Genomic DNA, 24,018 nt, shown 5'->3' on the forward strand with positions numbered 1-24,018 from the left:
TCCCGCGGATCCAATGGCTTGCGAAAGGCGAGGCGTACGATGAGCAAAGAAGTACTGCTGGTTGTTGAGTCGGTATCCAATGAAAAGGGTGTACCGGCAAGCGTGATTTTTGAAGCGTTGGAGCTGGCCCTGGCCACTGCTACCAAGAAACGTTTTGAAGACGAAGTAGATCTGCGTGTGGAAATCAACCGCCACACCGGTGCCTATGAGACTTTCCGTCGCTGGACGGTGGTCGAAGAGGACGATCTTGATGATCCGGCCATCGAAACCTGGCCAAGCAAGGTTGCGCAAACGCATCCGGGCGCTCAGGTTGGCGATGTTGTCGAAGAAAAGATCGAGTCGATCGAATTCGGCCGTATTGCTGCACAGACCGCCAAGCAGGTCATTGTGCAGAAGGTTCGCGAAGCCGAGCGCGCTCAAGTCGTTGACGCCTATCGCGAACGCCTGGGTGAAATCATCTCTGGCACCGTGAAAAAAGTTACCCGCGACAACGTGATCGTCGACCTGGGCAACAACGCCGAAGCGTTGCTGGCCCGCGAAGACATCATCTCTCGCGAAACCTTCCGTGTCGGCGTGCGTCTGCGTGCGCTGCTCAAGGAAATCCGCACCGAGAACCGCGGCCCGCAGTTGATCCTGTCGCGTACCGCGCCGGAAATGCTGATCGAGCTGTTCCGTATCGAAGTGCCGGAAATCGCCGAAGGCCTGATCGAAGTGATGGCTGCGTCCCGTGACCCGGGTTCGCGTGCCAAGATCGCGGTCCGCTCCAAGGACAAACGCATCGACCCGCAAGGCGCTTGCATCGGGATGCGCGGTTCGCGCGTCCAGGCAGTGTCGGGCGAATTGGGCGGTGAGCGTGTGGACATCGTCCTGTGGGACGATAACCCGGCGCAGTTCGTGATCAACGCCATGTCGCCAGCTGAAGTGGCGGCAATTATCGTTGACGAAGATGCCCATGCAATGGACATCGCCGTTGGCGCAGACAATCTGGCTCAGGCCATTGGTCGTGGTGGTCAGAACGTGCGTCTGGCCAGCCAACTGACCGGCTGGACCCTGAACGTGATGACCGAATCGGACATCCAGGCTAAGCAGCAAGCTGAAACCGGTGACATCCTGCGCAACTTCATCGAAGAGTTGGAAGTCGATGAAGAACTGGCACAGGTGCTGGTAGATGAAGGCTTCACCAGCCTGGAAGAGATTGCCTACGTACCGTTGGAAGAAATGCTCAACATCGACGGCTTTGACGAGGATATCGTCAACGAGCTCCGCGCTCGGGCCAAGGATCGTTTGTTGACTAAAGCCATCGCTACTGAGGAAAAGCTGGCAGACGCCCATCCGGCCGAAGACCTGCTCTCGCTTGAGGGTATGGACAAGGATTTGGCGATGGAACTGGCGGTGCGCGGCGTAATTACCCGCGAAGACCTGGCCGAGCAGTCTATTGACGATCTGCTCGACATCGACGGCATTGACGAAGATCGTGCCGGCAAGTTGATCATGGCCGCCCGAGCCCATTGGTTCGAGTAATTAGGCGCGGCCTGAGGAGAGAAGTGCATGACGCAAGTCACGGTGAAACAACTGGCCGATGAGGTCAAAACACCGGTAGAGCGCCTGTTGCAGCAGATGCGTGAGGCAGGTCTGCCGCACACCGCCGCCGATGAAGGTGTGAGCGATAGTGAGAAGCAGTCTTTGCTGACTCACTTGAAGAGCAGCCACAAGGCGAAAGTGGAAGAACCGCGCAAGATTACATTGCAGCGCAAAACCACCAGCACCCTGCGGGTTGCAGGTAGCAAGAGCATCAGCGTTGAAGTACGCAAGAAGAAAGTCTTCGTACAGCGCAGCCCGGAAGAAATCGAAGCCGAGCGCAAACGCGAGCTGGAAGAACGTCGCGCAGTAGAAAATGCTGCACGTCAGAAGGCTGAAGAAGAAGCCAAGCGTCGCGCCGAAGAAGAAGCGCGTCGCCAGCCTGCTGCTGCGCAACCTGCTGCCACTGACGCGGTCGCCGCCCCTGTTGAAGCTGTGCGTGAGGCTGCCCCGGCTGCCGCCGCACCTGCTCCTGCAGCAGACGCCCGCAAGCGCGACGAGCCTCGTCGTCCGGACAAACCACGTGCTGACGACAACAATCGTCGCGGTGGTGGTGGCGATGGCGAGCGTAAAAACGCTCCGCACCGCGCCTCGGTCAAAGAGAAAGCGCCTGCGCCACGCGTTGCCCCACGTACCACCGACGAAGAAAGCGATGGCTTCCGTCGTGGTGGTCGCGGCAAGGCCAAGCTGAAGAAGCGCAACGCCCACGGTTTCCAGAGCCCAACCGGCCCTGTCGTGCGTGAAGTGAAGATCGGCGAGACCATCACTGTGGGCGATCTGGCCCAGCAGATGTCGGTCAAGGCTGCTGAAATCATCAAGTTCATGTTCAAGCTGGGCACTCCAGCCACCATCAACCAGGTACTGGACCAGGAAACTGCCCAGTTGGTTGCTGAAGAGCTGGGCCACAAAGTGACCCTGGTCAGCGACACCGCCCTGGAAGATTCCCTGGCCGAGTCCCTGAAGTTTGAAGGTGAAGCGGTTTCCCGTGCGCCGGTCGTGACCGTAATGGGCCACGTTGACCACGGTAAGACTTCCCTGCTCGACTACATCCGTCGTGCCAAGGTTGCCGCAGGCGAAGCCGGTGGTATTACCCAGCACATCGGTGCATACCACGTTGAAACCGAGCGCGGCATGGTCACCTTCCTCGACACCCCAGGTCACGCCGCGTTTACCGCAATGCGTGCCCGTGGTGCCAAGGCGACCGACATCGTGATCCTGGTGGTTGCAGCGGACGACGGCGTAATGCCGCAGACCATTGAAGCTGTCCAGCATGCCAAGGCTGCCGGTGTTCCTCTGGTCGTTGCCGTGAACAAAATCGACAAGCCGGGCGCCGATCTCGATCGCATCCGTAGCGAACTGTCGGTTCACGGCGTGACGTCCGAGGAATGGGGTGGCGAGACGCCATTCGTATCGGTCTCGGCGAAAATGGGTACCGGCGTTGACGAACTGCTCGAAGCGGTGCTGTTGCAAGCCGAAGTCCTGGAACTGACCGCTACTCCATCGGCTCCTGGCCGTGGCGTCGTGGTTGAGTCCCGTCTCGACAAGGGCCGTGGCCCGGTTGCCACCGTGCTGGTTCAAGACGGTACCCTGCGCCAAGGCGACATGGTACTGGTCGGTTCGAACTACGGCCGTGTACGTGCCATGCTCGACGAGAACGGCAAGCCAATCAAGGAAGCAGGTCCTGCCATCCCAGTCGAGATTCTCGGCCTGGACGGCACGCCGGACGCTGGCGACGAGATGAGCGTAGTGGCTGACGAGAAGAAAGCCCGTGAAGTGGCTCTGTTCCGTCAAGGCAAGTTCCGCGAGGTCAAGCTGGCCCGTGCTCACGCCGGCAAGCTGGAAAACATCTTCGAGAACATGGGTCAGGAAGAGAAGAAGACGCTTAACATCGTCCTCAAGTCTGACGTTCGTGGTTCCCTCGAAGCGTTGAACGGCGCCTTGAACGGCCTGGGTAATGACGAAGTGCAAGTGCGCGTTGTCGGTGGCGGTGTCGGTGGTATCACCGAATCCGACGCCAACCTGGCACTGGCCTCCAACGCTGTACTGTTCGGCTTCAACGTGCGTGCCGATGCTGGCGCTCGCAAGATCGTCGAGCAGGAAGGCCTGGACATGCGTTACTACAACGTCATCTACGACATCATCGAAGACGTCAAGAAAGCCCTTACCGGTATGCTTGGCAGCGACGTCCGGGAGAACATCCTGGGTATCGCCGAGGTGCGTGACGTGTTCCGCTCGCCGAAATTCGGTGCGATCGCCGGCTGCATGGTGGTTGAAGGCACTGTGTACCGTAACCGTCCAATCCGTGTACTGCGTGAAGACATCGTTATCTTCGAAGGCGAGCTGGAATCCCTGCGCCGCTTCAAGGATGACGCTGCCGAAGTACGTGCCGGCATGGAATGCGGTATCGGCGTCAAGAGCTACAACGACGTCAAGGTCGGCGACAAGATCGAAGTCTTCGAGAAGGTTCAGGTTGCTCGCAGCCTCTAACTCGCGCACTTCAGGAGCCGCGCAGCGTGTGGGCATGCAGATGCCCCGCGCAGCGTCAGGACTCTAAACGCAACGCCCGGTCTGGCTTTTGTCAGGCCGGGCGTTTGCCGCTTTCAGACCCCACGGGTTTCACCGTGTGGCAGTAACAGGTAACAAGACATGGCAAAAGAATACAGCCGTACCCAGCGTATCGGCGATCAGATGCAGCGTGAGCTGGCCCAACTGATCCGCCGCGAAGTCAAAGACCCACGCGTTGGCCTGGTCACCATTACCGCTGTTGAAGTGAGCCGTGACGTGGGTCACGCCAAGATCTTCATCACCGTGATGGGGCAGGACAACAGCGAAGAAATCGCGCAAAGCATCAAGGTGCTCAACTCCGCCGCAGGTTTCCTGCGGATGCAGTTGGCCCGTGAAATGAAGCTGCGCAGCGTTCCGCAGTTGCACTTCCACTACGACGAAAGCGTCGTGCGTGGCGCGCACCTGTCGGCACTGATCGAACGCGCCGTGGCTGAAGACAGCCAGCATCCGTCCACACCTGAAGACGCCAAGGAGTAAGCGGTGGCTCAGGTCAAACGTATCCGTCGCAACGTCAGTGGCATCATTCTGCTCGACAAACCCATTGGCTTTACCTCCAATGCCGCGTTGCAGAAGGTTCGCTGGCTGCTCAATGCCGAGAAGGCCGGGCATACCGGCAGCCTTGATCCATTGGCCACCGGTGTATTGCCGTTGTGCTTTGGCGAGGCCACCAAGTTTTCGCAATACCTGCTTGATTCCGACAAGGGTTATGAAACCCTGATGCAACTGGGCAAGACCACCACCACGGCGGATGCCGAAGGTGATGTTTTGCAGGTTCGCGACGTGACCGTTGGTCGTGCGGATATCGAAGCTGCCTTACCCGCTTTTCGTGGGCAAATCAGTCAGATACCGCCGATGTACTCGGCACTCAAGCGCGATGGCCAGCCACTTTACAAGCTGGCACGTGCGGGCGAAGTAGTGGAGCGCGAACCGCGTTCTGTTACTATTGCGCGCTTGGAATTGCTCGCTTGTGAAGGCGACACTGCCCGTTTGGCCGTGGACTGCAGCAAAGGCACCTATATCCGTACCCTGGTGGAAGATATTGGTGAGCAACTTGGCTGTGGCGCGTACGTTGCAGAACTGCGACGCACACAGGCCGGGCCTTTCAGCCTGGCCCAGACGGTCACGCTGGAAGAGTTGGAAGCGGTACACGCCGAGGGCGGCAATGAAGCGGTTGATCGCTTCCTCATGCCATCGGACAGCGGTTTGCTCGATTGGCCATTGCTGCACTTTTCGGAGCACAGCGCGTTCTACTGGCTCAACGGCCAGCCGGTACGCGCCCCGGATGCCCCGAAGTTCGGCATGGTGCGAGTACAGGATCATAACGGTCGCTTTATCGGTATCGGTGAAGTGAGCGAAGACGGGCGCATCGCGCCGCGTCGGCTGATTCGGTCAGAATGACCGAACGAGTGTGGCTGTTAACAGGCATGGTCAACACTCATTTTTAGATACAGGGATTTGTCCCTGGCCTGTTGAAACTGCCCTTTGGGTGGTTTCCTGAAAAAAGGATTGCCTCATGGCTCTCGACGTTCAAGAAAAAGCACAAATCGTAGCTGACTATCAGCAAGCTGTTGGTGACACTGGTTCGCCAGAAGTGCAAGTTGCACTGCTGACCCACAACATCAACAAACTGCAAGGTCACTTCAAGGCCAACGGTAAAGACCACCACTCCCGTCGTGGTCTGATCCGCATGGTAAACCAGCGCCGTAAGCTGCTGGACTACCTGAAAGGCAAGGATCTGGGTCGTTATCAGACTCTGATCGGTCGCCTGGGTCTGCGTCGCTAATAAGCGATTGCGCTAGAGGTTGGTTGTCTGCCGCGTGTCATCGGGATTCCCGGTGGCCCGTGGTAGGCTCCCAGCCTCAAGTTTTATCTGGATACACGTTTTACCCTGGACGAGCGTCGGGCCGATTCCCGGCATTGCCCAAGAATTTCGCAAGAAGACAAGTTCCCCCAAGAGCCACAAAGAAGGTAGGACACCGTGAACCCGGTTATCAAAAAATTCCAGTTCGGTCAGTCGACCGTTACCCTCGAGACAGGCCGTATCGCCCGTCAAGCCTCCGGCGCAGTGCTGGTTACCGTTGACGACGACGTGACCGTATTGGTGACCGTTGTTGGCGCCAAGACCGCTGACCCGAGCAAGGGCTTCTTCCCTCTGTCCGTTCACTACCAGGAAAAGACTTACGCTGCCGGTAAGATCCCTGGCGGTTTCTTCAAGCGCGAAGGCCGTCCTTCCGAAAAAGAAACCCTGACTTCCCGACTGATCGACCGTCCGATCCGTCCGCTGTTCCCAGAAGGCTTCATGAACGAAGTGCAGGTTGTCTGCACCGTCGTTTCCACCAGCAAGAAGACCGATCCGGACATCGCTGCGATGATCGGTACCTCGGCTGCCCTGGCCATCTCCGGCATTCCTTTCGATGGCCCGATCGGCGCTGCCCGCGTTGCGTTCCACGAAAGCACCGGCTACCTGCTGAACCCGACTTACGAGCAACAGAAAGCCTCGAGCCTGGACATGGTCGTTGCCGGTACGTCCGAAGCCGTATTGATGGTTGAATCGGAAGCCAAAGAGCTGACCGAAGACCAGATGCTGGGTGCCGTACTGTTTGCTCACGACGAGTTCCAGGTTGTGATCAACGCGGTTAAAGAATTGGCTGCCGAAGCTGCCAAGCCGACCTGGACCTGGGCTGCTGCCCCGGAAGCCACCGAATTGCTGGGCGCTATCCGCTCCGAGTTCGGCGCTGCCATCTCCGACGCCTACACCATCACCGTCAAGGCCGACCGTTATGCTCGCCTGGGTGAGCTGAAGGACCAGGTCGTGGCCAAGCTGTCCGGTGAAGAAGGCCAGCCTTCCTCCAGCGAAGTCAAAGCTGCTTTCGGTGAGATCGAATACCGCACCGTTCGCGAAAACATCGTTAACGGCAAGCCACGTATCGACGGTCGCGACACCCGCACCGTGCGTCCGCTGAACATCGAAGTCGGCGTTCTGCCGAAAACTCACGGTTCGGCGCTGTTCACCCGTGGCGAAACCCAGGCCTTGGTCGTTGCGACCCTGGGTACTGCCCGTGACGCACAACTGCTGGACACCCTGGAAGGCGAGAAAAAAGACCCCTTCATGCTGCACTACAACTTCCCTCCGTTCTCGGTGGGCGAGTGTGGTCGTATGGGCGGTGCAGGTCGTCGCGAAATCGGTCACGGCCGTCTGGCCCGTCGTTCGGTTCAGGCCATGCTGCCTGCCGCTGACGTGTTCCCGTACACCATCCGTGTTGTATCGGAAATCACCGAGTCCAACGGTTCCAGCTCCATGGCTTCGGTCTGCGGTGCTTCCCTGGCTCTGATGGACGCCGGTGTGCCAATGAAGGCACCGGTTGCCGGTATCGCCATGGGCCTGGTTAAAGAAGGCGAGAAGTTCGCCATCCTGACCGACATCCTGGGTGACGAAGACCACCTGGGCGACATGGACTTCAAAGTAGCCGGTACCGCCAAAGGTGTGACCGCGCTGCAGATGGACATCAAGATCAAAGGCATCACCGAAGAGATCATGGAAATCGCCCTGGGCCAAGCCCTGGAAGCGCGCCTGAACATCCTCGGCCAGATGAACCAGATCATTGGTCAGTCCCGCACCGAACTGTCGGAAAATGCTCCGACCATGATCGCGATGAAAATCGACACCGACAAAATCCGTGATGTCATCGGTAAAGGCGGCGCGACCATCCGTGCGATCTGTGAAGAAACCAAGGCTTCGATCGACATCGAAGACGACGGTTCGATCAAGATCTTCGGCGAAACCAAGGAAGCGGCTGAAGCAGCACGCCAGCGCGTCTTGGGTATCACCGCTGAGGCCGAGATCGGCAAGATCTACGTTGGTAAGGTTGAGCGCATCGTCGACTTCGGCGCGTTCGTCAACATCCTCCCGGGCAAAGACGGTCTGGTTCACATCTCCATGCTGAGCGATGCTCGCGTTGAGAAAGTGACCGACATTCTGAAAGAAGGCCAGGAAGTGGAAGTGCTGGTACTGGACGTGGACAACCGCGGCCGTATCAAGCTGTCCATCAAGGACGTAGCAGCAGCCAAGGCTTCGGGCGTTTAATCACCCGCAGGCTTCACGCTGAAAAAAGGACTCCTCGGAGTCCTTTTTTTATGGGCGCGAGAAAATGAAGCAGAATCAGCTGTTTAGCGCCGCCCAAAAGCCGCAACTTGCATGCAGGCACGATGAGCTTCATGCAAGTTGCACGATTCCGAAAATTCACAGATTTCATAACTCGTTGTTTATTAAGGAATTTAATCTGTTCGGCGAGTTGGCACACTGCCTGCAATATCCCTGGTAGCGCTGCAGCATGAAGGTTTACGCCTGCAGACTTTTAATAAAACAGGAGTTACTCGTATGAAGAAGTTCGCTCTCGCTACTGCTACCGCTCTGACCCTGGCCATGGGTGCTAACGTAGCCTTTGCTCAGACTTCCCAAGCCCCTATGACTTTGGCGGCCGGTGAAGCGACCAAGGCTAAGGAAAGCGTTTCGGATACTTGGATCACCACTAAAGTCAAAGCTGACCTGCTGACCGAAAAAGGCATTCCAGGTTCGGACATCAAGGTTGAGACCAACAAAGGTGTGGTTTCCCTGTCCTCCGACGTCGCTATCTCGGATTCGCAGAAAGCCACTGCTGTAGCCATCACCAAGAAAATCAAAGGTGTGACTGCTGTTTCTGCTGACGGCCTGCTGGCTGGCGGCGCTACCAAAGCTGACGGCATCGACAAAACCAAAGGCGCTGCCCACGACGCTAAAGAGACCACCAGCGATACCTGGATCACTACCAAAGTGAAGGCTGACCTGGTAACTGAAAAAGGCATTCCTGGCACCGACATCAAGGTTGAAACCAACAAAGGTGTTGTATCCCTGTCGTCGCCTACCGCTGTGACCGCTTCGCAGAAAGAAACGGCTGTAGCGATCACCAAGAAAATCAAAGGCGTTAAAGCTGTATCGGCCGACGGCCTGAAAGCAGAGTAACGCTGACGTTTCGTTTGAACTGAATAGCGGCGGCTTAGGGTGAGTTAGATATCCACCTGACGCACCTCTGGAGTTCATGCGACCGGCCACACGGATGTGGTCATTACAGGCCCCGGCACTTGTGTCGGGGCCTGTTCTATTTCAGGCTGAAACAGAATGATCAGGTCAAAAAAATGTGGGAGCTGGCTTGCCTGCGATGCGCATAGGTATCGACACAACTTTGGTGCGACGCTGGACCTGTGGCGAGGGAGCTTGCTCCCGTGACGAGCGGATAGCCGACGCTGTTCTAACTGACGCACCGCGATCCAAATGTGGGAGCTGGCTTGCCTGCGAAGACGGCCTGCCAGCCGACCGGGATATTGGATTTGACCGAGTACATATCCATTATTTAGGTAACGGCCACTTAGGGTTCCGCCCTGACGGCGGCTCACTTTCGAAAAGCGCGAAAGTAAGCAAAGCGCTCTTGCCCCACCACTCGGCACCTCGCCTAGGCTCGGTGTGCCCGTAATCCGCCAGTGATTTGGGGGGCCGCCGCCACGCGCCATCCATGGCGCGGGGCGGCTAAACCGGCATCCCTGCCGGTTTACCCCCCAAATCCCTGTCGAATTCCGGCCAGCGTGGTTTAACGGGGCGCCTAAGATCAAAAGCAGATCAAGAGCAAGATCAAGAGCGACTCGCTTCGCATCGTGGTTACCGTCGGCTGCTACAACCTACAAAATTGTGTAGATACCTATGCTGCGATGCTGGCACCTCGGTCATTCAGTTGCACCGAGGTGATGCTATCGCAGGCAAGCCAGCTCCCACATCAGGATGGGTGGTGCTTAGAAGTTACTCAGCATCCAGGTGCATTGGAGTGATCACTCGGCCATCTTTCTCGGCCTGCCCCAGCTGCGCATCGATGAAGTACACGCGGTCATCTTCCAACTGGCCCTTGTCCACCAGGTAATCCTTGATCGTGCTGGCTCGGTCCTGCCCCAACTGGCGCAGTAGCACGTCACTGCCACTCCAAAACTTGATCACACCGTCCTTGAGCTTCGCCGAGCGCTCATCGCTGCCCAGGTCTTTCCATTCGGCCGGGGGTTGCTGTTTGAGGCGGGTGCGGTAGATGCCTTCCAGCAATGGTGCTTTTTCCTTCTCCGGTACCTCAAGCAACGAGGCCTGGGCTGGCACTTTGTCGCCACGGCGCTGGAGGATCTTGTAATAGTTGTATTGGTATTCACGTTCCAGTCGCTGTGCGGCCAGGAACGGCCCGTCGCTGCTGGCGGCGGCTGTGCCTTCAATTTCCAGGCGCAGGGCAGGGCGCTCTTTCAGCGCCTTGGCCAGGGTGTTCAGGGCGCCTTCGGCGTCTTTGTTCAGCTCACTGGAGCCAGCGGCGAACGACACATTGCCCAGGTCCTCAGAGCCACCCCCGGTGACCAGCCCGCCAATGAACTTGAAGGGCGCGGTTGCCGCGCGCACCACGAGGTTGCGCAGGGTTTGCCACACAATCGGCATCACGCTGAATTGCGGGTTGTTCAGGTCGCCGCTTACCGGCAGTTCGATGGAGATCTTGCCATCGGAGTCCTTGAGCAGGGCGACGGCCAGGCGAATCGGTAAGTCGACGGCATCAGAGCTGTCGACTTTTTCACCCAACTGCAGTTGCTCGACCACCACTTTGTTTTCAGCCTTCAACTGGCCTTTGGTGATCACGTAGTGCAGATCGAGATTCAGGCGGCCCTTGCGGATGCGGAAGCCTGCGAATTTACCTGAGTAAGGCGTCAGGTTGGTCAGCTCGACACGCTTGAAGCTGGTGGCGATGTCCAGCGCGGCCATCGGATCAAACGGGTTCACGCTGCCTTTGATCGTCACTGGCGCGTAACGGTCCACCTTGCCCTTGATATCGACGCTGGCCGGTTTGGCCTGGCGACTGTCGATGGTGCCAATCTGGCCGTTGAGCTGTTGAATCGCGGTGGCAAAGTTGGGGGTGAGGCTGAAGTCGGCAAAGTTGGCCGAACCGTCGTTGATCGCGATCTGCCCGATATGAATGCCCAGGGGCTTGTCGTTACTAGCGGCAGGTTTGGCTGCCGACTTGCTGCCGCTGTCGGCCGGCTGCGGAATCAGCAGGTCGTCGATGTTAGTGGTGCGATCTTCGTTGATCATGAAGCGCGCATACGGCTGCAACAGGTTGACCTTGTCGATCGACAGGCTTTGGCCGTGCTGGTAGTTCACGCCCTCTAGCACCAGACGCTGCCACTTGAGGAAGTCGCGGGTCTTCAGGGTGTCCAGGGTATGCAACTGGTCAACCTGGGCGCGGCCGGTGATCTGAAGGGCCAGTGGCTCGGTGCTTTTGAGGTTTACGTCCAGGTTGCTGCCGAGCATGCCGCTGCGCAATTCCAGGCGAATAAACGGGCTGATATAGGCCTGGGCGACCCGCAGGTCGATGTCCTGGGTGTTCACTTTCAGCTTGGCGCTGACCGGGTTGAGGTTAACTTCGCCGGTTGCCTGGATCTTGCCTTGCTTGCCCAGGCCGGTGTCGACCTTCAAGGCGAAGGGGCTCTGGTTGAGGCTGTCGAAGTTCTGTACGTCGACATTCAACGGGCCCAGTTCCAGCGCGACCGCAGGTTTAGCCTGGCGGTCGGCCAAGTGCACCTGATAGTTACGCAGTTGCACGTCCTTGAGCAGCACTTGCCACGGCTTGCTCGGGACCGCCGGTTGCGCCGACGGCGCGTCGGCAGCGATTGGTTCCGGAGTCTTGGCCGGTTTGCTCGGTTGGCTGGCGAACAGCTTCTGCCAATCCAGTTGACCATCGGCCTCACGGGCGGCCCAGGTTTCCAGCTTGTTGCTGCGGATCTTACCGACAATGACCTGCTGCTTGGCCAGGTCTACCGTGGTTTCGCTGACGTCCAGGCGCTCCAGGCGCGCCAGTGGCCGGCCATCGGGGGCCTTTATAGCAAAGGGGGCGATGCTGGCGGCGGTGTTGGTCAGGTTCAGCTCGGTTTCTTTGGCCAGGCTGAATTTGTAGTCAGTGCTGAAGTTGAGCACCCCGTCTTCCAGCACCAGTGGCAGGGCGTCACGTACATACGGCCACCAGGCTTTCATTTTGCCGTCGGTCACCTTCAAGGTGCCTTCGGAGGTGATCGGTACCAGGCTGAAGTTGCCTTTCCAGTCGATCTGGCCACCTTCGGGGCCGGCGGCGACCAGCGTCATGTCGGCATTGTCGTCAGGCAAGGTGCTGAGGTTTTTCAGCTCGAAGTCGAGTTCGTCGTAGAGGAATTCGATGGGCTCGCTGGGGCGTAGGTCCTGGAAGTGCAGGTTGCCGCCCGCCAGCTTGATGCTGTCGATACGCAGTGGGAACGGCTTGGCATCGGGATCGGCCGGGGTTGGCTCGCTCGGTGGCAGTTTGAACAACTGCGCCAGGTTCAGTTGGCCGGACTTGTCGAACAGCAGTTCGGTCTTGGGCTTGTCCAGTTGCACATCGGCCAGGTGCAGGGCGCGGGTCCAGAGGCTGTCGATCTGCAGGTTGGCGTAGAGGCGTTCGAAACCTACTTGCTCTTTGCCTGGCTCGCCGATCTTCAGGCCCCACAGCGTCAGTTCCAGGCTGAAGGGGTTGAGCTCGATGCGCTCGATTCGCGACGGCACCGTGGCGTAATTGGCCAACTGTTGGTTGGCAATGCGAAGGGCGATGCCGGGTAATATCAGAAAGCCCAGCAAGCTGTACAAAGCAAGGGCGGTCAACAAGGCGCCTACGGCGCGGATCAATCCTTTGGGCATGGGTGAACGCCATCTATGTCGAACGAGAGTGCCTTGGAGTATGGCACGGGAATTCGGTTCCGAAGAACCGTGGGCGCTGGGAAACTTCCTACAAATGCAGGATCAGCGTCTTCAGCGGAGGCTGTTGGTCTCTGGAGGGAAAGTCGGCTCCAGGTGTCATAACCTGCCATTCGCGCACCGGGCGCCCGGCTTTTTCTGCGCAGCGCAGCACCTGCTCACGCCAGTCTTCCATGCTGACCTTTGCCAGGTTGTTGCAGCAAATCAGCACGCCATTGTCGGCGGTGGCCAGCAGTGCGGGTTTGAGCAGGCTTTGATAGTCGCGCAACAAATCGACCGTGCCGAAGGCGCTCTTGGCCCAGGCGGGAGGATCGAGCAGTACCAGGTCGTACTGGCGTTGCTCCAGGCGCGGATAGCGCGGCAGCTTCTGCCCGCGCCGATGGGTGATGGGCAGGCCCGCCAGTTGGCGAATGGCCGGGAAGTAATCGGACTGTACAAACTCCATGCTCGGCAACTGCGGGTTGAGCTGGCCGTTTTCACGCCCCACTGCCAGGTTGCCCTCGGCAAAGTCCAGGTTGCACACCTCGCGTGCGCCGCCCGCTGCCGCGCTCAAACCTACACCGCAGGTATAGGCGAACAGGTTCAGCACGCTTTTGCCGGCGCTGTGGTCCTTGACCCAGCCCCGGGTGTTGCGCAGGTCGAGGAACAGCAGTGGGTCTTGCCCGGCGTGGCGCCCACGCACACGGTAATTGAGGCCCCACTCGTGGCCGACCAGGTCTTCCAATGCGCCAGGCTCGGCGCGGTACACCGTGTCTTCGCGGTCGATGCGCGAGTTGCCGCGGGCACGGTCGTTGTACACCAGCAACAATTCCAGGCCCATGTATTGGTTGATCAGTTGGTGCAGGTCCAGCAGGTCTGCCGTTTCCAGGGACTGGTGGAAGCTTTGTACCAGCAATTGCGGGCCGTAGCGGTCGATGGTTAAGCCCCCGGCGCCTTCCTGGCTGCCGTGAAAAAGCCGATAGCAGTCCGTACCCTGGGCGTGCAGCGTGTTGATCAGGTCTTGGCGGTGATCGAGGGCGGCGCGCAGCGCCTGATTCAAGGGAGTCATGGAGCGCGCCTTGCTGGTAGATGAATAAGAAAAATGGGGCGCGAAGTTTAACAGCTAACCCCGGCCTGCACAGGCCGGGATAATCCTGGCGCTATCGGTTGAGGCGTTTGTCGATCAAACCGTCCACCACGCTGGGGTCGGCCAGGGTCGAGGTGTCGCCCAAGCTGTCCAGTTCGTTACAGGCGATCTTGCGCAAGATGCGCCGCATGATCTTGCCGGAGCGGGTTTTCGGCAGGGCAGGGGCCCATTGGATCAATTCCGGTTTGGCGAAGCTGCCAATCTCCTTGCTGACCAACTCCAGCAGGTGCTTTTTCAACGCGTCGCTGGGTTCGACGCCATTCATTGGGGTGACAAAGGCGTAGATGCCCTGGCCCTTGACGTCGTGGGGGTAGCCCACCACGGCGGCTTCGGCGACCTGATCATGCAGCACCAGGGCGCTCTCCACTTCAGCGGTGCCGATGCGATGGCCCGAGACGTTGATCACATCGTCGATCCGCCCGGTGATCCAGTAGTCGCCGTCTTCATCGCGCCGTGCTCCATCCCCGGTAAAGTAGTAGCCGGGGTAGGGCTTGAAGTAGGTGTCGATCATGCGCTGCGGGTCGCCGTAGACGCTGCGAATCTGCCCCGGCCAGCTTGATCTGATGGCGAGTACACCACTGCCGGCGCCACTGATTTCCTTGCCCTGTTCATCGAGCAACACTGGTTGTACGCCGAACATGGGCTGTGTCGCGCAGCCCGGTTTGATGCGCTGGGCGCTGACCAGTGGGCTGAGCATGATGCCGCCGGTTTCGGTCTGCCACCAGGTATCGACAATCGGGCAGCGCTGTTCGCCGACGGCGTTGAAATACCAGTCCCAGGCTTCCGGGTTGATCGGCTCGCCCACGCTGCCCAGCAGGCGCAGGCTGGCGCGGGATGTACTCTGCAGCGGGCCGTGGCCTTCGCGCATCAGGGCGCGCAGGGCGGTGGGCGCGGTATAGAAAATATTCACCTGATGTTTATCGATGACCTGCCAGAAGCGCGAACTGTCCGGATAACTCGGCACGCCTTCGAACATCAGCGAGGTGGCGCCATTGGCCAGCGGGCCGTAGACGATATAGCTGTGGCCGGTGACCCAGCCCACGTCCGCGGTGCACCAGAACACTTCGCCTTCTTGGTAATCGAGCACGTACTTGAAGGTCATCGCCGCTTGCAGCAGGTAGCCAGCGGTGGTGTGCAACACGCCTTTGGGTTTGCCGGTGCTGCCGGAGGTATACAGGATGAACAGCGGGTCTTCAGCGTCCATCGGCTCGGGTGGGCAGTTGTCGCTGGCGGCGTCCAGGGCAGCTTGGTACTTGAGGTCGCGGCCTTCGTGCCAATTCACGCTCGCCCCGGTGCGCTCCACCACCAGTACCGTGCTGACATTCGGGCAACTGGCCAGGGCTTTGTCGACGTTCTGTTTCAGCGCCACGGGCTTGCCACCGCGTACGCCCTCGTCGGCGGTGATCACGGTGCGGCAATCAGAGTCGAGAATGCGGTCGCGCAGGGCGTCCGGAGAGAAACCACCAAATACCACCGAGTGCACTGCGCCAATTCGCGTGCAGGCCAGCATGGCGTAGGCCGCCTCGGGGATCATCGGCATGTAGATGCACACGCGATCACCTTTGTTCACGCCACGGCTTTTCAACACATTGGCCAGGCGGCTGACGTTTTGGTGCAGTTGACGGTAAGTAATCGTGCAGGATTTTGACGGGTCGTCGCCTTCCCAGATGAAGGCCGGCTGATCGGCGCGTTGCGCCAGGTGGCGGTCGATGCAGTTGTAGCTGACGTTCAACTGACCGCCGGCAAACCATTGGGCGGCACCGGTGTGGATGTCTGACTGCTGGACGCTGTGCCAAGGTTTTATCCAGTCGAGAAAGCCCTTGGCCTGTTCGGCCCAGAAGGTGTCTGGCTGGTCGATGGATTGGCGATAGAGGCGCTGGTAGTCCTCTTGACTGAGCTGCGCAGCCCGGCGGACGGCATCGGCGGTGGGAAAGGTGCTGATATCGAACATGAGCGCTCCTTATTCTTGTTTTTGCGACAAGTCATAAAGATGCACCCTGGGACGGGAGGGTTCAAGGCCAACGTCCAAACGCACGTTGACCTTGAATGAACGGCTTCAGCCGCGGTGACGACCGCGGAAGTAGTTGATCAGGCCCTGGGTCGACGCATCTTCGGCCAAGGTTTCTTCGGCGCCGGTCAGGCGGTTGTACACGCCTTTGCCCAGCTCCTTGCCCAGTTCAACGCCCCATTGGTCGAAGGCATTGATGCCCCACACCACGCTCTGCACGAACACCTTGTGTTCATACATCGCCACCAGCGCGCCCAGGCGGCGCGGGCTGATGCGCTCGACCACCAGGGTGTTGCTCGGCCGGTTACCCGGTATCACCTTGTGCGGTGCCAGCTTCTGTACTTCGGCTTCCGGCAGGCCCTTCTCACGCAGCTCGGTTTCGGCCTCGCTGCGGGTCTTGCCGAGCATCAGCGCCTGGCTCTGGGACAGGCAGTTGGCGTACAGCCACTGGTGATGATCAGAGACCGGGTTGAAGCTGACGATCGGCACGATGAAGTCGGCCGGGATCAGTTGAGTCCCTTGGTGCAGCAACTGGTGGTAAGCGTGCTGGCCGTTGCAGCCTACGCCGCCCCAGATCACCGGGCCGGTATCGGTGGACACTGGCGTGCCGTCCTGGCGCACGCTCTTGCCATTGGATTCCATGTCCAACTGCTGCAAATGCTTGGTGATGTTACGCAGGTAATGGTCGTACGGCAGGATCGCATGGCTCTGCGCACCCCAGAAGTTGCCGTACCACACCCCCAGCAAGCCCAGCAGCACGGGCATGTTGGCTTCGAACGGCGCGTTCAGGAAGTGCTGGTCCATGGTGTAGGCACCCGACAGCAGTTCCTTGAAGTTGGACATGCCGATAGCCAGGGCAATTGGCAAGCCGATGGCAGACCACAGCGAGTAGCGCCCACCGACCCAGTCCCACATTGGGAAGATGTTTTCTTCGCGAATACCGAAAGCCACGGCCGCGGCATTGTTGCTCGAGACGGCGATGAAGTGGCGATACAGCTCGGCTTCCGAGCCCCCCTGGGCCAGGTACCAGGCGCGGGCGGCCTGGGCGTTTTTCAGGGTTTCCAGGGTGTTGAAGGATTTGGACGAGACGATAAACAGCGTGGTCTCGGCGCGCAGCTTCATGGTCAGTTCGTGGAACTCGCTGCCGTCGATGTTCGCCAGGTAGTGGCAACGCACGCCTTTATGGGCGTAGGACAGCAGCGCTTCGGAGACCAGTTCCGGGCCGAGGAATGAGCCACCGATACCGATGTTCACCACGTCGGTGATCGGCTTCTCGGTGTAGCCGCGCCACAGGCCGTCGTGGATACGGCCGACCAGGTCAGTGATCTGGTTCAGCACCTTGTGCACGTCCGGCATGATGTTCACGCCGTTGACCGACAGCTTGTCGCCCACCGGGCGGCGCAGGGCGGTGTGCAGGGCAGGGCGGCCCTCGGAGGAGTTGACCGGTTCGCCAGCGTACTGCGCGTCGATCGCCGCCTTGAGATTGACTTCCTTGGCCAGGCCCACCAACAGGTCGCGGGTTTCGCTGGTGATCAGGTTTTTCGAGTAATCGAGGAAAAGTCCGCAGCTGCTCAAGGTGAACTGGGAAAAACGCTGAGGATCGGCATTGAACGCCTCGCGCATGCTGAAATCCTGCATGGCTTGGCGATGTTGAACAAGCGCTTGCCAGGCGGGCAGCGCGGTAACGTCATGAGGGGTGCGGTAGTACGCCATCGCTGCGGGTTTCCTTTTATTACGGGGACTGCCTTTAGGACACTTCAAAGCCCGGAACATCCAGTCTTATCGCAAGGATTGGGTTCCAGACAGCGCTAACCATAGCGCAGGGCAGTTACATTAAACCTAGCGTGTGGATATGTCTTGGCTTTGTCTGCGCTGTGGCCGGTACTTTTTTATACCGGCACAGCCGTCGGGGCAACAGGTTGAGGTAAAGCGGGCGTCAGGCGAGGTTCAGGTGCAGGTTATCGATGAGGCGTGTTGCCCCCAGATAAGCGGCGACCAGGATCACCACATCGCGATCTTCAGCCGTGGCCGGGCGCAGATGCACGCCTTGGCGCACTTCCAGGTAGTCCATGCGCAGCCCCGCGGCTTCAATCTGCTGGATGTGCTCGGCGCGAAGCCTGGCAAAATCGTGATCGCCGCTTTTGATGGCCGTGGCGATCTGGCTGAGCGCGCGGTACAGCACTGGCGCGACCGCCCGTTGCTCATCGGTGAGGTAACCGTTGCGTGATGACAGCGCGAGGCCGTCCTCGGCGCGCACGGTGGGCTCGCCGATGATCTGGATCGGCATGTTCAGGTCGCGGACCATGGCGCGGATCACCGCCAACTGCTGGTAGTCCTTCTGGCCAAATACGGCCATGTCCGGCTGGACCATGTTGAACAGCTTGCTGACCACCGTGGCCACCCCTTCAAAGTGCCCTGGGCGGCTGGCGCCGCACAAGCCTTCGGACAGCTGAGGCACGCTGACGCGGGTCTGGCCGTTCATGCCATCGGGGTACATTTCCTCGACCGTGGGCGCGAACAGCAGGTTACAGCCGGCCTGCAGGAGTTTTTCCTGATCGGCGGCCAACGTGCGCGGGTATTTGTCCAGGTCTTCGCCAGCACCGAATTGCAGCGGGTTGACGAAAATGCTCGCCACCACGAAATCCGCTTGCTGCGCGGCCTTGGTCACCAGGGTGGCGTGGCCGCTGTGCAGGTTGCCCATGGTGGGTACAAAGCCGATGCGCTTGCCGGCGCTACGGGCGTGGGTTACGGCAGCCCGCAGTTCGCGGACGGTTTTAACGGTGTTCATGCCGAGAATCCGTGTTCAACGCCTGGGAACGTCACGTTTTTGACTTCGCTGACGTAGGCGCTCAAGGCGGCGTGGATGCTGTCCTGGCCAGCCATGAAGTTCTTCACGAACTTGGGCACGTGGCCGGTGATCGACAGGCCGAGCATGTCGTGCAGGACCAGCACCTGGCCGTCGGTGGCGGAACCGGCGCCAATCCCGATCACGGGCACTTTGACGGCCTGGGTGATTTCGGCAGCCAGTTCGCTAGGCACGCACTCCAGCAGAATCATCGCTGCACCGGCCTGTTCCAGGGCGATGGCATCGGCGCGCATCTGGCGGGCCTGGGCTTCATTGCGGCCCTGAACCTTGTAGCCACCGAGGATATTCACCGACTGCGGCGTCAGACCCATGTGTGCGCACACTGGCACGCCGCGCTCGGCCAGCAGCCGGATCGACTCGGCCAGCCACACGGCACCTTCGACTTTGATCATGTGCGCGCCGGCCTGCATCAGCTTTCCGGCGTTCAGGAAGGTTTGCTCAAGGGTGGCGTAACCCATGAACGGCAGGTCCGCGATGATAAAGGCGCCATCGTTGCCACGCTTGACGCTGGCGGTGTGGTAGGCGAGTTCATCGGTGGTCACAGGCAGCGTGCTGTCATTCCCTTGAAGAACCATGCCCAGGGAGTCGCCCACCAGCAGCACTTCGACTCCAGCCTGGCAGCTGGCGTGGGCGAAAGTGGCGTCATAGCAGGTCAGCATGGTGATTTTTTCACCTTTGAGCTTGAGGCTCTGCAAGGTGGTCAGGGTAATGTCTGGCATGAAAGGGTCCTCGTTCAGGCGCTTGGAAACAGCGAGTAACGCGCGTGAGTCTTCGTTTATACAGGCGCACTGTCTTGAAAGCAGTGCTTATAAGGCCTGGATTGCGCCCTGTCGCGCCGGGTTGGCGGCAGCGGGACGCCTATAGTCGTGAGGAGGACACGGGAAGTCAATTGGATGTGTTACCGCATTGTTACGATGGCGGTGTTACCGCTGTTACTGACGCGATTGTAGGAGCGAGCTTGCTCGCGAAGAAACCATAGGCGCCGCGTTTAATCAGGCTGAGCGCGTTATCGTTGGTGATTTTCGCGAGCAAGCTCGCTCCTACAGAGGTAGGCGTTCCAGGCCGACGAACGGGCAGGCGGTGAGCAGGTCGCTCAAACGCTGGCCGTCAGGTAGCTGCAGGTCGGCAGGCGCCAACTCAGCCAACGGATACAGCACAAACGCGCGCAGATGCATCTGGTAATGCGGCACCTTGAGGCGCGGCTCGTCGATCAGGCGATCACCGAACAGCAGGATATCCAGGTCCAAGGTGCGCGGGCCCCAGCGTTCCAGGCGTTCGCGGCCCTGATCGTTCTCGATGGCTTGCAGCGCATCAAGCAGGTCCAATGGCGCCAGGCGACTGTCCAGCGCCGCAACGGCGTTGGTGTAGCGCGGTTGGCCTGGCAGCAGTGAATCGCTTTGATAGAAGGCGGACACCCCGGCGAGGTGGGTGCCAGGCAGTTGCGCCAGCGCCTCGATCGCGCTGCGCAATTGTTGTTGCGGGGCAGCCAGGTTGCTGCCCATGCCGATGTAGATACGTTCCACGTTTATTCGCCCGCAGCGCCCGAGGCATCGGCACTGCTGCGTTTACGCTTGGTGCCGCTACGGCGACGCTTTTTCGGCCCTTCGCCGGCGCTATCGCCTTTGCTGCCCAGCTCACGAATCATTTCGCGGCGCTGGCTGTCATTGGCGTCCTGATAATCGGTCCACCATTCGCCCAGGCCATCGGTCTGCTCGCCCGCGCTTTCACGTAGCAGCAGGAAGTCGTAGCCGGCACGGAAACGCGGGTTGTCCAGCAACAGATCGGCGCGCTTGCCGCTGCGGCGTGGCAGGCGCTCCTGCATGTCCCAGATTTCGCGGATCGGCATGGTGAAACGTTTAGGGATGGCGATGCGTTGGCACTGTTCGGCGATCAACTCGTGAGCCGCTTCCTGCATGGCCGGGATCGGCGGCATGCCACGGTCCTGCAGGCGCAGTACGCGTTTGGGCAGGGCCGGCCACAACAAGGCGGCAAACAGGAACGCCGGGGTCACCGGTTTGTTCTGCTTGATGCGCAGGTCGGTGTTGATCAAGGCTTCGCTGATCAAGGTGTGGGTGTACGTCGGGTTGTACTCCAGGGCCTCGGCGCTGGCCGGGAACAGGGGGTCGAACAACTGCAAGTCCACCAGCATTTCAAAGGTGTCGGCGGCGTAGCCCGAAAGGAACAGCTTGAGCACTTCCTCAAACAGGCGTGCCGAGGGGATTTCCCGCAGCATCGGCGCCAGTTCGCGAATCGGCGCTGCGGTGTGTTTTTCGATGCCGAAGTTGAGCTTGGCGGCGAATCGCACGGCACGCAGCATGCGCACCGGGTCTTCCTGATAGCGCTGCGTAGGATCGCCGATCAGCCGGATCAGGTTGTTGCGAATGTCGTGTACGCCGTTGGCGTAATCGAGGATGCGCTCGCTGACCGGGTCGTAATACAAGGCGTTGATGGTGAAGTCGCGACGTTGCGCGTCCTCTTCCAGGGTGCCATACACGTTATCGCGCAGGATGCGCCCGCTCTCGTTGCGGGAAGACTGGTTAGTGTCCTCCTCTTCATCGTTTTGTGGGTGACCGGCGCGGAACGTTGCGACCTCGATGATTTCGCGACCAAAGTGGATATGCACCAGCTTGAAGCGCCGGCCGATGATTCGTGCATTACGAAACTCGGCGCGCACTTGTTCAGGCGTGGCGCTGGTGGCGACGTCGAAATCCTTGGGCGTGATGTTGAGCAGCATGTCGCGTACGCAACCACCCACCAGGTAGGCCTGGTAGCCGGCGTTCTGCAAACGTTCGACGATGTTCACTGCATAACGGCTGAATTGAGCGCGCTGCAGCGAATGCTGGCTGCTATTGAGCACTTCAGGCGTGCTGCGTTTGTGTTGCGTTCGACGCAAGGGAGAACGGAATGACTGGAACAACTTCTTCAGCATGGGATGCACTGTTTGAAGGAATGTTCGGCCATAACGAAGAATGACCGCATGATGGGCGGGGATTCTAGCATTTAGTCAGGGGATGGTGTAGGAACAAGCTAAAGGCATTGCGCCATAAGCGTTTGAAGGTCAAATCCCGGAAACTACAAGGGGAGCCGAAGCTCCCCCAGAAGTAGTTGCGTGCTCTATTTTTATTATTGATGTCGGGCTTCTTGTTTTTGTTGATCGCCCTCGCCACGAAGCTTCCTTCATGACACTCCCAATCAGGAGCCAAGAGCAAACGGATTGCTTTGGTCGCTGTGTTGCTGATCTACGATCCAACCAGTTCAGGCTCTGCCTTAGGGCAGTTTTTGTTGTTCTCGGCCTGGTTGCGGGGCAAGCCCCAAATGCAACGCCTCTCCAAAAGAATCAGTTAGCTGCGCCTCCGCCGTGTTGTTTTTGTTATGCGTGAGTCGATTCGTCTTATTTTTATTGTCTTGTACAAAGCTTGTTATTGTTTTTGTACTAAGCATATAGCAGGGTGCGTGCCAACTTTTGCGCCGTCCAGCAAAACCGGGGGTTTGGGCTGGTTTCGCCAGATTGAGGGCCAAAAAAAGCCGGGGCTTCGTTACCGTAAGCCCCGGCTTTTGTTACGTGAAAATTCAGCGGTAACAGTTTTTTCACATCAGCAGGTGTTACCTGTGGGGCTGCACCCTCAGCTTTCGCTGGCCACCCCGGTCTTGCGCCGCGGAATGCCCAGGCGCTGACGCCGTTCCCACAGGCATTTGCGACTCACGCCCAGCTTGCGTGCCAGCTCTGTCTCGGTCATATGGTCCTGATGCTCGAGCACGAAGTGCTGGAAGTAGTCTTCCAGTGACAAATCTTCCGTCGGTTCATGGCTGGTATTGCTACCGCTGCCCTGCTGCGGGGACAGGCCAATGAAGTCGTCGTCATCCAGGTCGCTGAGCTCAATGTCGATGCCCAGCAACTCGGCGGAAATCTCCGGGCTCTCCGACAGAATCACGGCGCGCTCGACGGCGTTCTCCAGCTCGCGCACGTTCCCTGGCCACGAGTAGTGACGGATCGCCTGTTCGGCGTCCGCGGCAAACTTCAGGTCGGTGCGGTCAATGCGTGCGCCTTGACGCAACAGGAACGCGTTGGCGATTTCGTTGACGTCGGCGCCACGCTCGCGCAGGGCCGGCAGTTTGAGCGCGATGACATGCAGGCGGTAATACAAGTCCTCACGAAACTGGCCGATCTTGGCCAGGCTCTTGAGGTCACGGTGTGTCGCCGCGATCAATCGAACATCGACCTTCTGCGATTGCACCGAGCCGACCCGGCGAATTTCGCCTTCCTGCAGCACGCGCAGCAAACGCGCCTGGGCTTCCAGGGGCAACTCGCCAATTTCATCAAGGAACAAGGTGCCGCCGTCCGCGGCCTCCACCAGGCCCGCACGCCCGGCGCTGGCGCCGGTGAATGCACCTTTCTCGTGGCCGAACAGCTCGGATTCGATCAGGGATTCGGGGATCGCCGCGCAGTTCACCGAGATCATCGGCGCCTTGGCGCGCTTGGACAGGTTGTGCAGGGCGCGGGCCACCAGTTCTTTGCCGGTGCCCGATTCGCCCTGGATCAATACATTGGAGTCGGTCGGCGCCACCTTGCGGATCTTGCTGTACAAGTCCTGCATCGGAGGGCAGGAGCCGATGATGCCGATCTCGCCATTGCTGTTGTTGGCGCCTGGTTTTTCGGCGCCGCTGGTCTTGCCGGTGGGGCGTGGCTCGGCAGGCGCACTGCTGGCCGACACACGGTCACGCAGGATGCGGGCCACGGCCTGGAGCATCTCGTCGTGGTCGAAAGGCTTGGCGATGTAATCCACCGCGCCCATCTTCATTGAGTCCACCGCCGAGCGCAGGCTGGCGTAGCTGGTCATGATCAGCACCGGGGTGCCCTGGCCCAGCTTGATCAGCTCGGTGCCCGGGGCGCCTGGCAGGCGCAGGTCACTGACAATCAGGTCGAACGTGGGAATGCTGAATCGCTCTTGGGCTTCCTGCACCGAGCCGGCTTCGCTGACCTGGTACTGATTACGTTCAAGCAGGCGACGCAAGGCAGAGCGGATAATGGTTTCGTCTTCGACGATCAAAATGTGCGGCATTGATTCAAT

General features: G+C 59.5%; 16 protein-coding genes. 7 read left to right on the plus strand and 9 right to left on the minus strand.

The genetic code is table 11. From position 1 onward, the window contains the following. Positions 1 to 39: 39 nt before the first annotated feature. The 7 genes from nusA to FXO12_RS23490 all read left to right on the plus strand — a co-directional run bounded on the left by nusA (position 40) and on the right by FXO12_RS23490 (position 9,142). Positions 40 to 1,521, plus strand: coding sequence for a transcription termination factor NusA (gene nusA, locus FXO12_RS23460; protein WP_003194187.1), 1,482 nt, complete (start codon positions 40 to 42; stop codon positions 1,519 to 1,521). A gap of 27 nt (positions 1,522 to 1,548) precedes the next feature. Further along, complete coding sequence (infB, locus tag FXO12_RS23465) at positions 1,549 to 4,065, plus strand: translation initiation factor IF-2 (RefSeq protein ID WP_003194185.1); 2,517 nt, start codon at positions 1,549 to 1,551, stop codon at positions 4,063 to 4,065. 159 nt (positions 4,066 to 4,224) lie between these two features. Beyond that, entirely contained in the window at positions 4,225 to 4,620 is a 396-nt protein-coding gene (gene rbfA / locus FXO12_RS23470) for a 30S ribosome-binding factor RbfA (protein WP_003176137.1), read from the plus strand. Between the two features lie 3 nt (positions 4,621 to 4,623). Then, positions 4,624 to 5,541: a tRNA pseudouridine(55) synthase TruB gene (gene truB, locus FXO12_RS23475; RefSeq protein WP_027605370.1), complete on the plus strand. Its 918-nt coding sequence runs from the start codon at positions 4,624 to 4,626 to the stop codon at positions 5,539 to 5,541. A gap of 115 nt (positions 5,542 to 5,656) precedes the next feature. Beyond that, positions 5,657 to 5,926 carry a 30S ribosomal protein S15 gene (gene rpsO, locus FXO12_RS23480; protein WP_003177875.1) on the plus strand — a complete coding sequence of 90 codons (270 nt, stop codon included), beginning with the start codon at positions 5,657 to 5,659 and terminating at the stop codon, positions 5,924 to 5,926. A 195-nt stretch (positions 5,927 to 6,121) separates the two neighbouring features. Further along, positions 6,122 to 8,227: a polyribonucleotide nucleotidyltransferase gene (gene pnp / locus FXO12_RS23485; protein ID WP_003194180.1), complete on the plus strand. Its 2,106-nt coding sequence runs from the start codon at positions 6,122 to 6,124 to the stop codon at positions 8,225 to 8,227. A 294-nt stretch (positions 8,228 to 8,521) separates the two neighbouring features. Beyond that, positions 8,522 to 9,142, plus strand: coding sequence for a BON domain-containing protein (locus FXO12_RS23490; protein WP_034127006.1), 621 nt, complete (start codon positions 8,522 to 8,524; stop codon positions 9,140 to 9,142). A gap of 828 nt (positions 9,143 to 9,970) precedes the next feature. On the opposite strand, the gene FXO12_RS23495 is transcribed toward FXO12_RS23490, so the two are convergent. The 9 genes from FXO12_RS23495 to FXO12_RS23535 all read right to left on the minus strand — a co-directional run bounded on the left by FXO12_RS23495 (position 9,971) and on the right by FXO12_RS23535 (position 24,009). After that, positions 9,971 to 12,892, minus strand: a complete 2,922-nt coding sequence (locus tag FXO12_RS23495) for a DUF748 domain-containing protein (protein WP_060772868.1) — start codon at positions 12,890 to 12,892, stop codon at positions 9,971 to 9,973. 88 nt (positions 12,893 to 12,980) lie between these two features. After that, complete coding sequence (locus FXO12_RS23500; RefSeq protein ID WP_057975467.1) at positions 12,981 to 13,997, minus strand: class I SAM-dependent rRNA methyltransferase; 1,017 nt, start codon at positions 13,995 to 13,997, stop codon at positions 12,981 to 12,983. A gap of 91 nt (positions 13,998 to 14,088) precedes the next feature. Then, positions 14,089 to 16,026 (minus strand): acetate--CoA ligase, encoded by a 1,938-nt coding sequence (gene acs / locus FXO12_RS23505; RefSeq protein ID WP_057975466.1) that lies wholly within the window; start codon positions 16,024 to 16,026, stop codon positions 14,089 to 14,091. 105 nt (positions 16,027 to 16,131) lie between these two features. Beyond that, on the minus strand, positions 16,132 to 17,796 hold the full coding sequence (gene pgi / locus FXO12_RS23510; RefSeq protein ID WP_034127010.1) for a glucose-6-phosphate isomerase: 1,665 nt from the start codon (positions 17,794 to 17,796) through the stop codon (positions 16,132 to 16,134). A gap of 223 nt (positions 17,797 to 18,019) precedes the next feature. Then, on the minus strand, positions 18,020 to 18,871 hold the full coding sequence (gene panC, locus FXO12_RS23515) for a pantoate--beta-alanine ligase (protein WP_057975465.1): 852 nt from the start codon (positions 18,869 to 18,871) through the stop codon (positions 18,020 to 18,022). Next, positions 18,868 to 19,668, minus strand: coding sequence for a 3-methyl-2-oxobutanoate hydroxymethyltransferase (gene panB, locus FXO12_RS23520; RefSeq protein WP_034127012.1), 801 nt, complete (start codon positions 19,666 to 19,668; stop codon positions 18,868 to 18,870). Before panB ends, panC begins: the two co-directional genes overlap by 4 nt. Positions 19,669 to 19,989: 321 nt before the next feature. Next, positions 19,990 to 20,472 (minus strand): 2-amino-4-hydroxy-6-hydroxymethyldihydropteridine diphosphokinase, encoded by a 483-nt coding sequence (folK, locus tag FXO12_RS23525; RefSeq protein WP_057975464.1) that lies wholly within the window; start codon positions 20,470 to 20,472, stop codon positions 19,990 to 19,992. Positions 20,473 to 20,474: 2 nt separating this feature from the next. Beyond that, entirely contained in the window at positions 20,475 to 21,878 is a 1,404-nt protein-coding gene (locus tag FXO12_RS23530) for a polynucleotide adenylyltransferase PcnB (RefSeq protein WP_003194157.1), read from the minus strand. Positions 21,879 to 22,572: 694 nt separating this feature from the next. Then, a complete protein-coding gene (locus FXO12_RS23535; RefSeq protein WP_057975463.1) occupies positions 22,573 to 24,009 on the minus strand; it encodes a sigma-54 dependent transcriptional regulator in 1,437 nt (478 codons plus the stop codon). Between the last annotated feature and the right edge of the window lie 9 nt (positions 24,010 to 24,018).

The organism is Pseudomonas sp. J380 (assembly GCF_009827115.1).
GTDB lineage: Bacteria > Pseudomonadota > Gammaproteobacteria > Pseudomonadales > Pseudomonadaceae > Aquipseudomonas > Aquipseudomonas paracarnis.

Excerpts from the sequence above, each read along its gene's own strand:
- acs (WP_057975466.1), bottom strand. The coding sequence starts at position 16,026 with ATGTTCGATATCAGCACCTTTCCCACCGCCGATGCCGTCCGCCGGGCT.
- nusA (WP_003194187.1), top strand. The coding sequence starts at position 40 with ATGAGCAAAGAAGTACTGCTGGTTGTTGAGTCGGTATCCAATGAAAAG.
- panC (WP_057975465.1), bottom strand. The coding sequence starts at position 18,871 with ATGAACACCGTTAAAACCGTCCGCGAACTGCGGGCTGCCGTAACCCAC.
- FXO12_RS23490 (WP_034127006.1), top strand. The coding sequence starts at position 8,522 with ATGAAGAAGTTCGCTCTCGCTACTGCTACCGCTCTGACCCTGGCCATG.
- FXO12_RS23530 (WP_003194157.1), bottom strand. The coding sequence starts at position 21,878 with ATGCTGAAGAAGTTGTTCCAGTCATTCCGTTCTCCCTTGCGTCGAACG.
- FXO12_RS23495 (WP_060772868.1), bottom strand. The coding sequence starts at position 12,892 with ATGCCCAAAGGATTGATCCGCGCCGTAGGCGCCTTGTTGACCGCCCTT.
- infB (WP_003194185.1), top strand. The coding sequence starts at position 1,549 with ATGACGCAAGTCACGGTGAAACAACTGGCCGATGAGGTCAAAACACCG.
- pgi (WP_034127010.1), bottom strand. The coding sequence starts at position 17,796 with ATGGCGTACTACCGCACCCCTCATGACGTTACCGCGCTGCCCGCCTGG.
- panB (WP_034127012.1), bottom strand. The coding sequence starts at position 19,668 with ATGCCAGACATTACCCTGACCACCTTGCAGAGCCTCAAGCTCAAAGGT.
- rpsO (WP_003177875.1), top strand. The coding sequence starts at position 5,657 with ATGGCTCTCGACGTTCAAGAAAAAGCACAAATCGTAGCTGACTATCAG.
- FXO12_RS23500 (WP_057975467.1), bottom strand. The coding sequence starts at position 13,997 with ATGACTCCCTTGAATCAGGCGCTGCGCGCCGCCCTCGATCACCGCCAA.
- FXO12_RS23535 (WP_057975463.1), bottom strand. The coding sequence starts at position 24,009 with ATGCCGCACATTTTGATCGTCGAAGACGAAACCATTATCCGCTCTGCC.
- rbfA (WP_003176137.1), top strand. The coding sequence starts at position 4,225 with ATGGCAAAAGAATACAGCCGTACCCAGCGTATCGGCGATCAGATGCAG.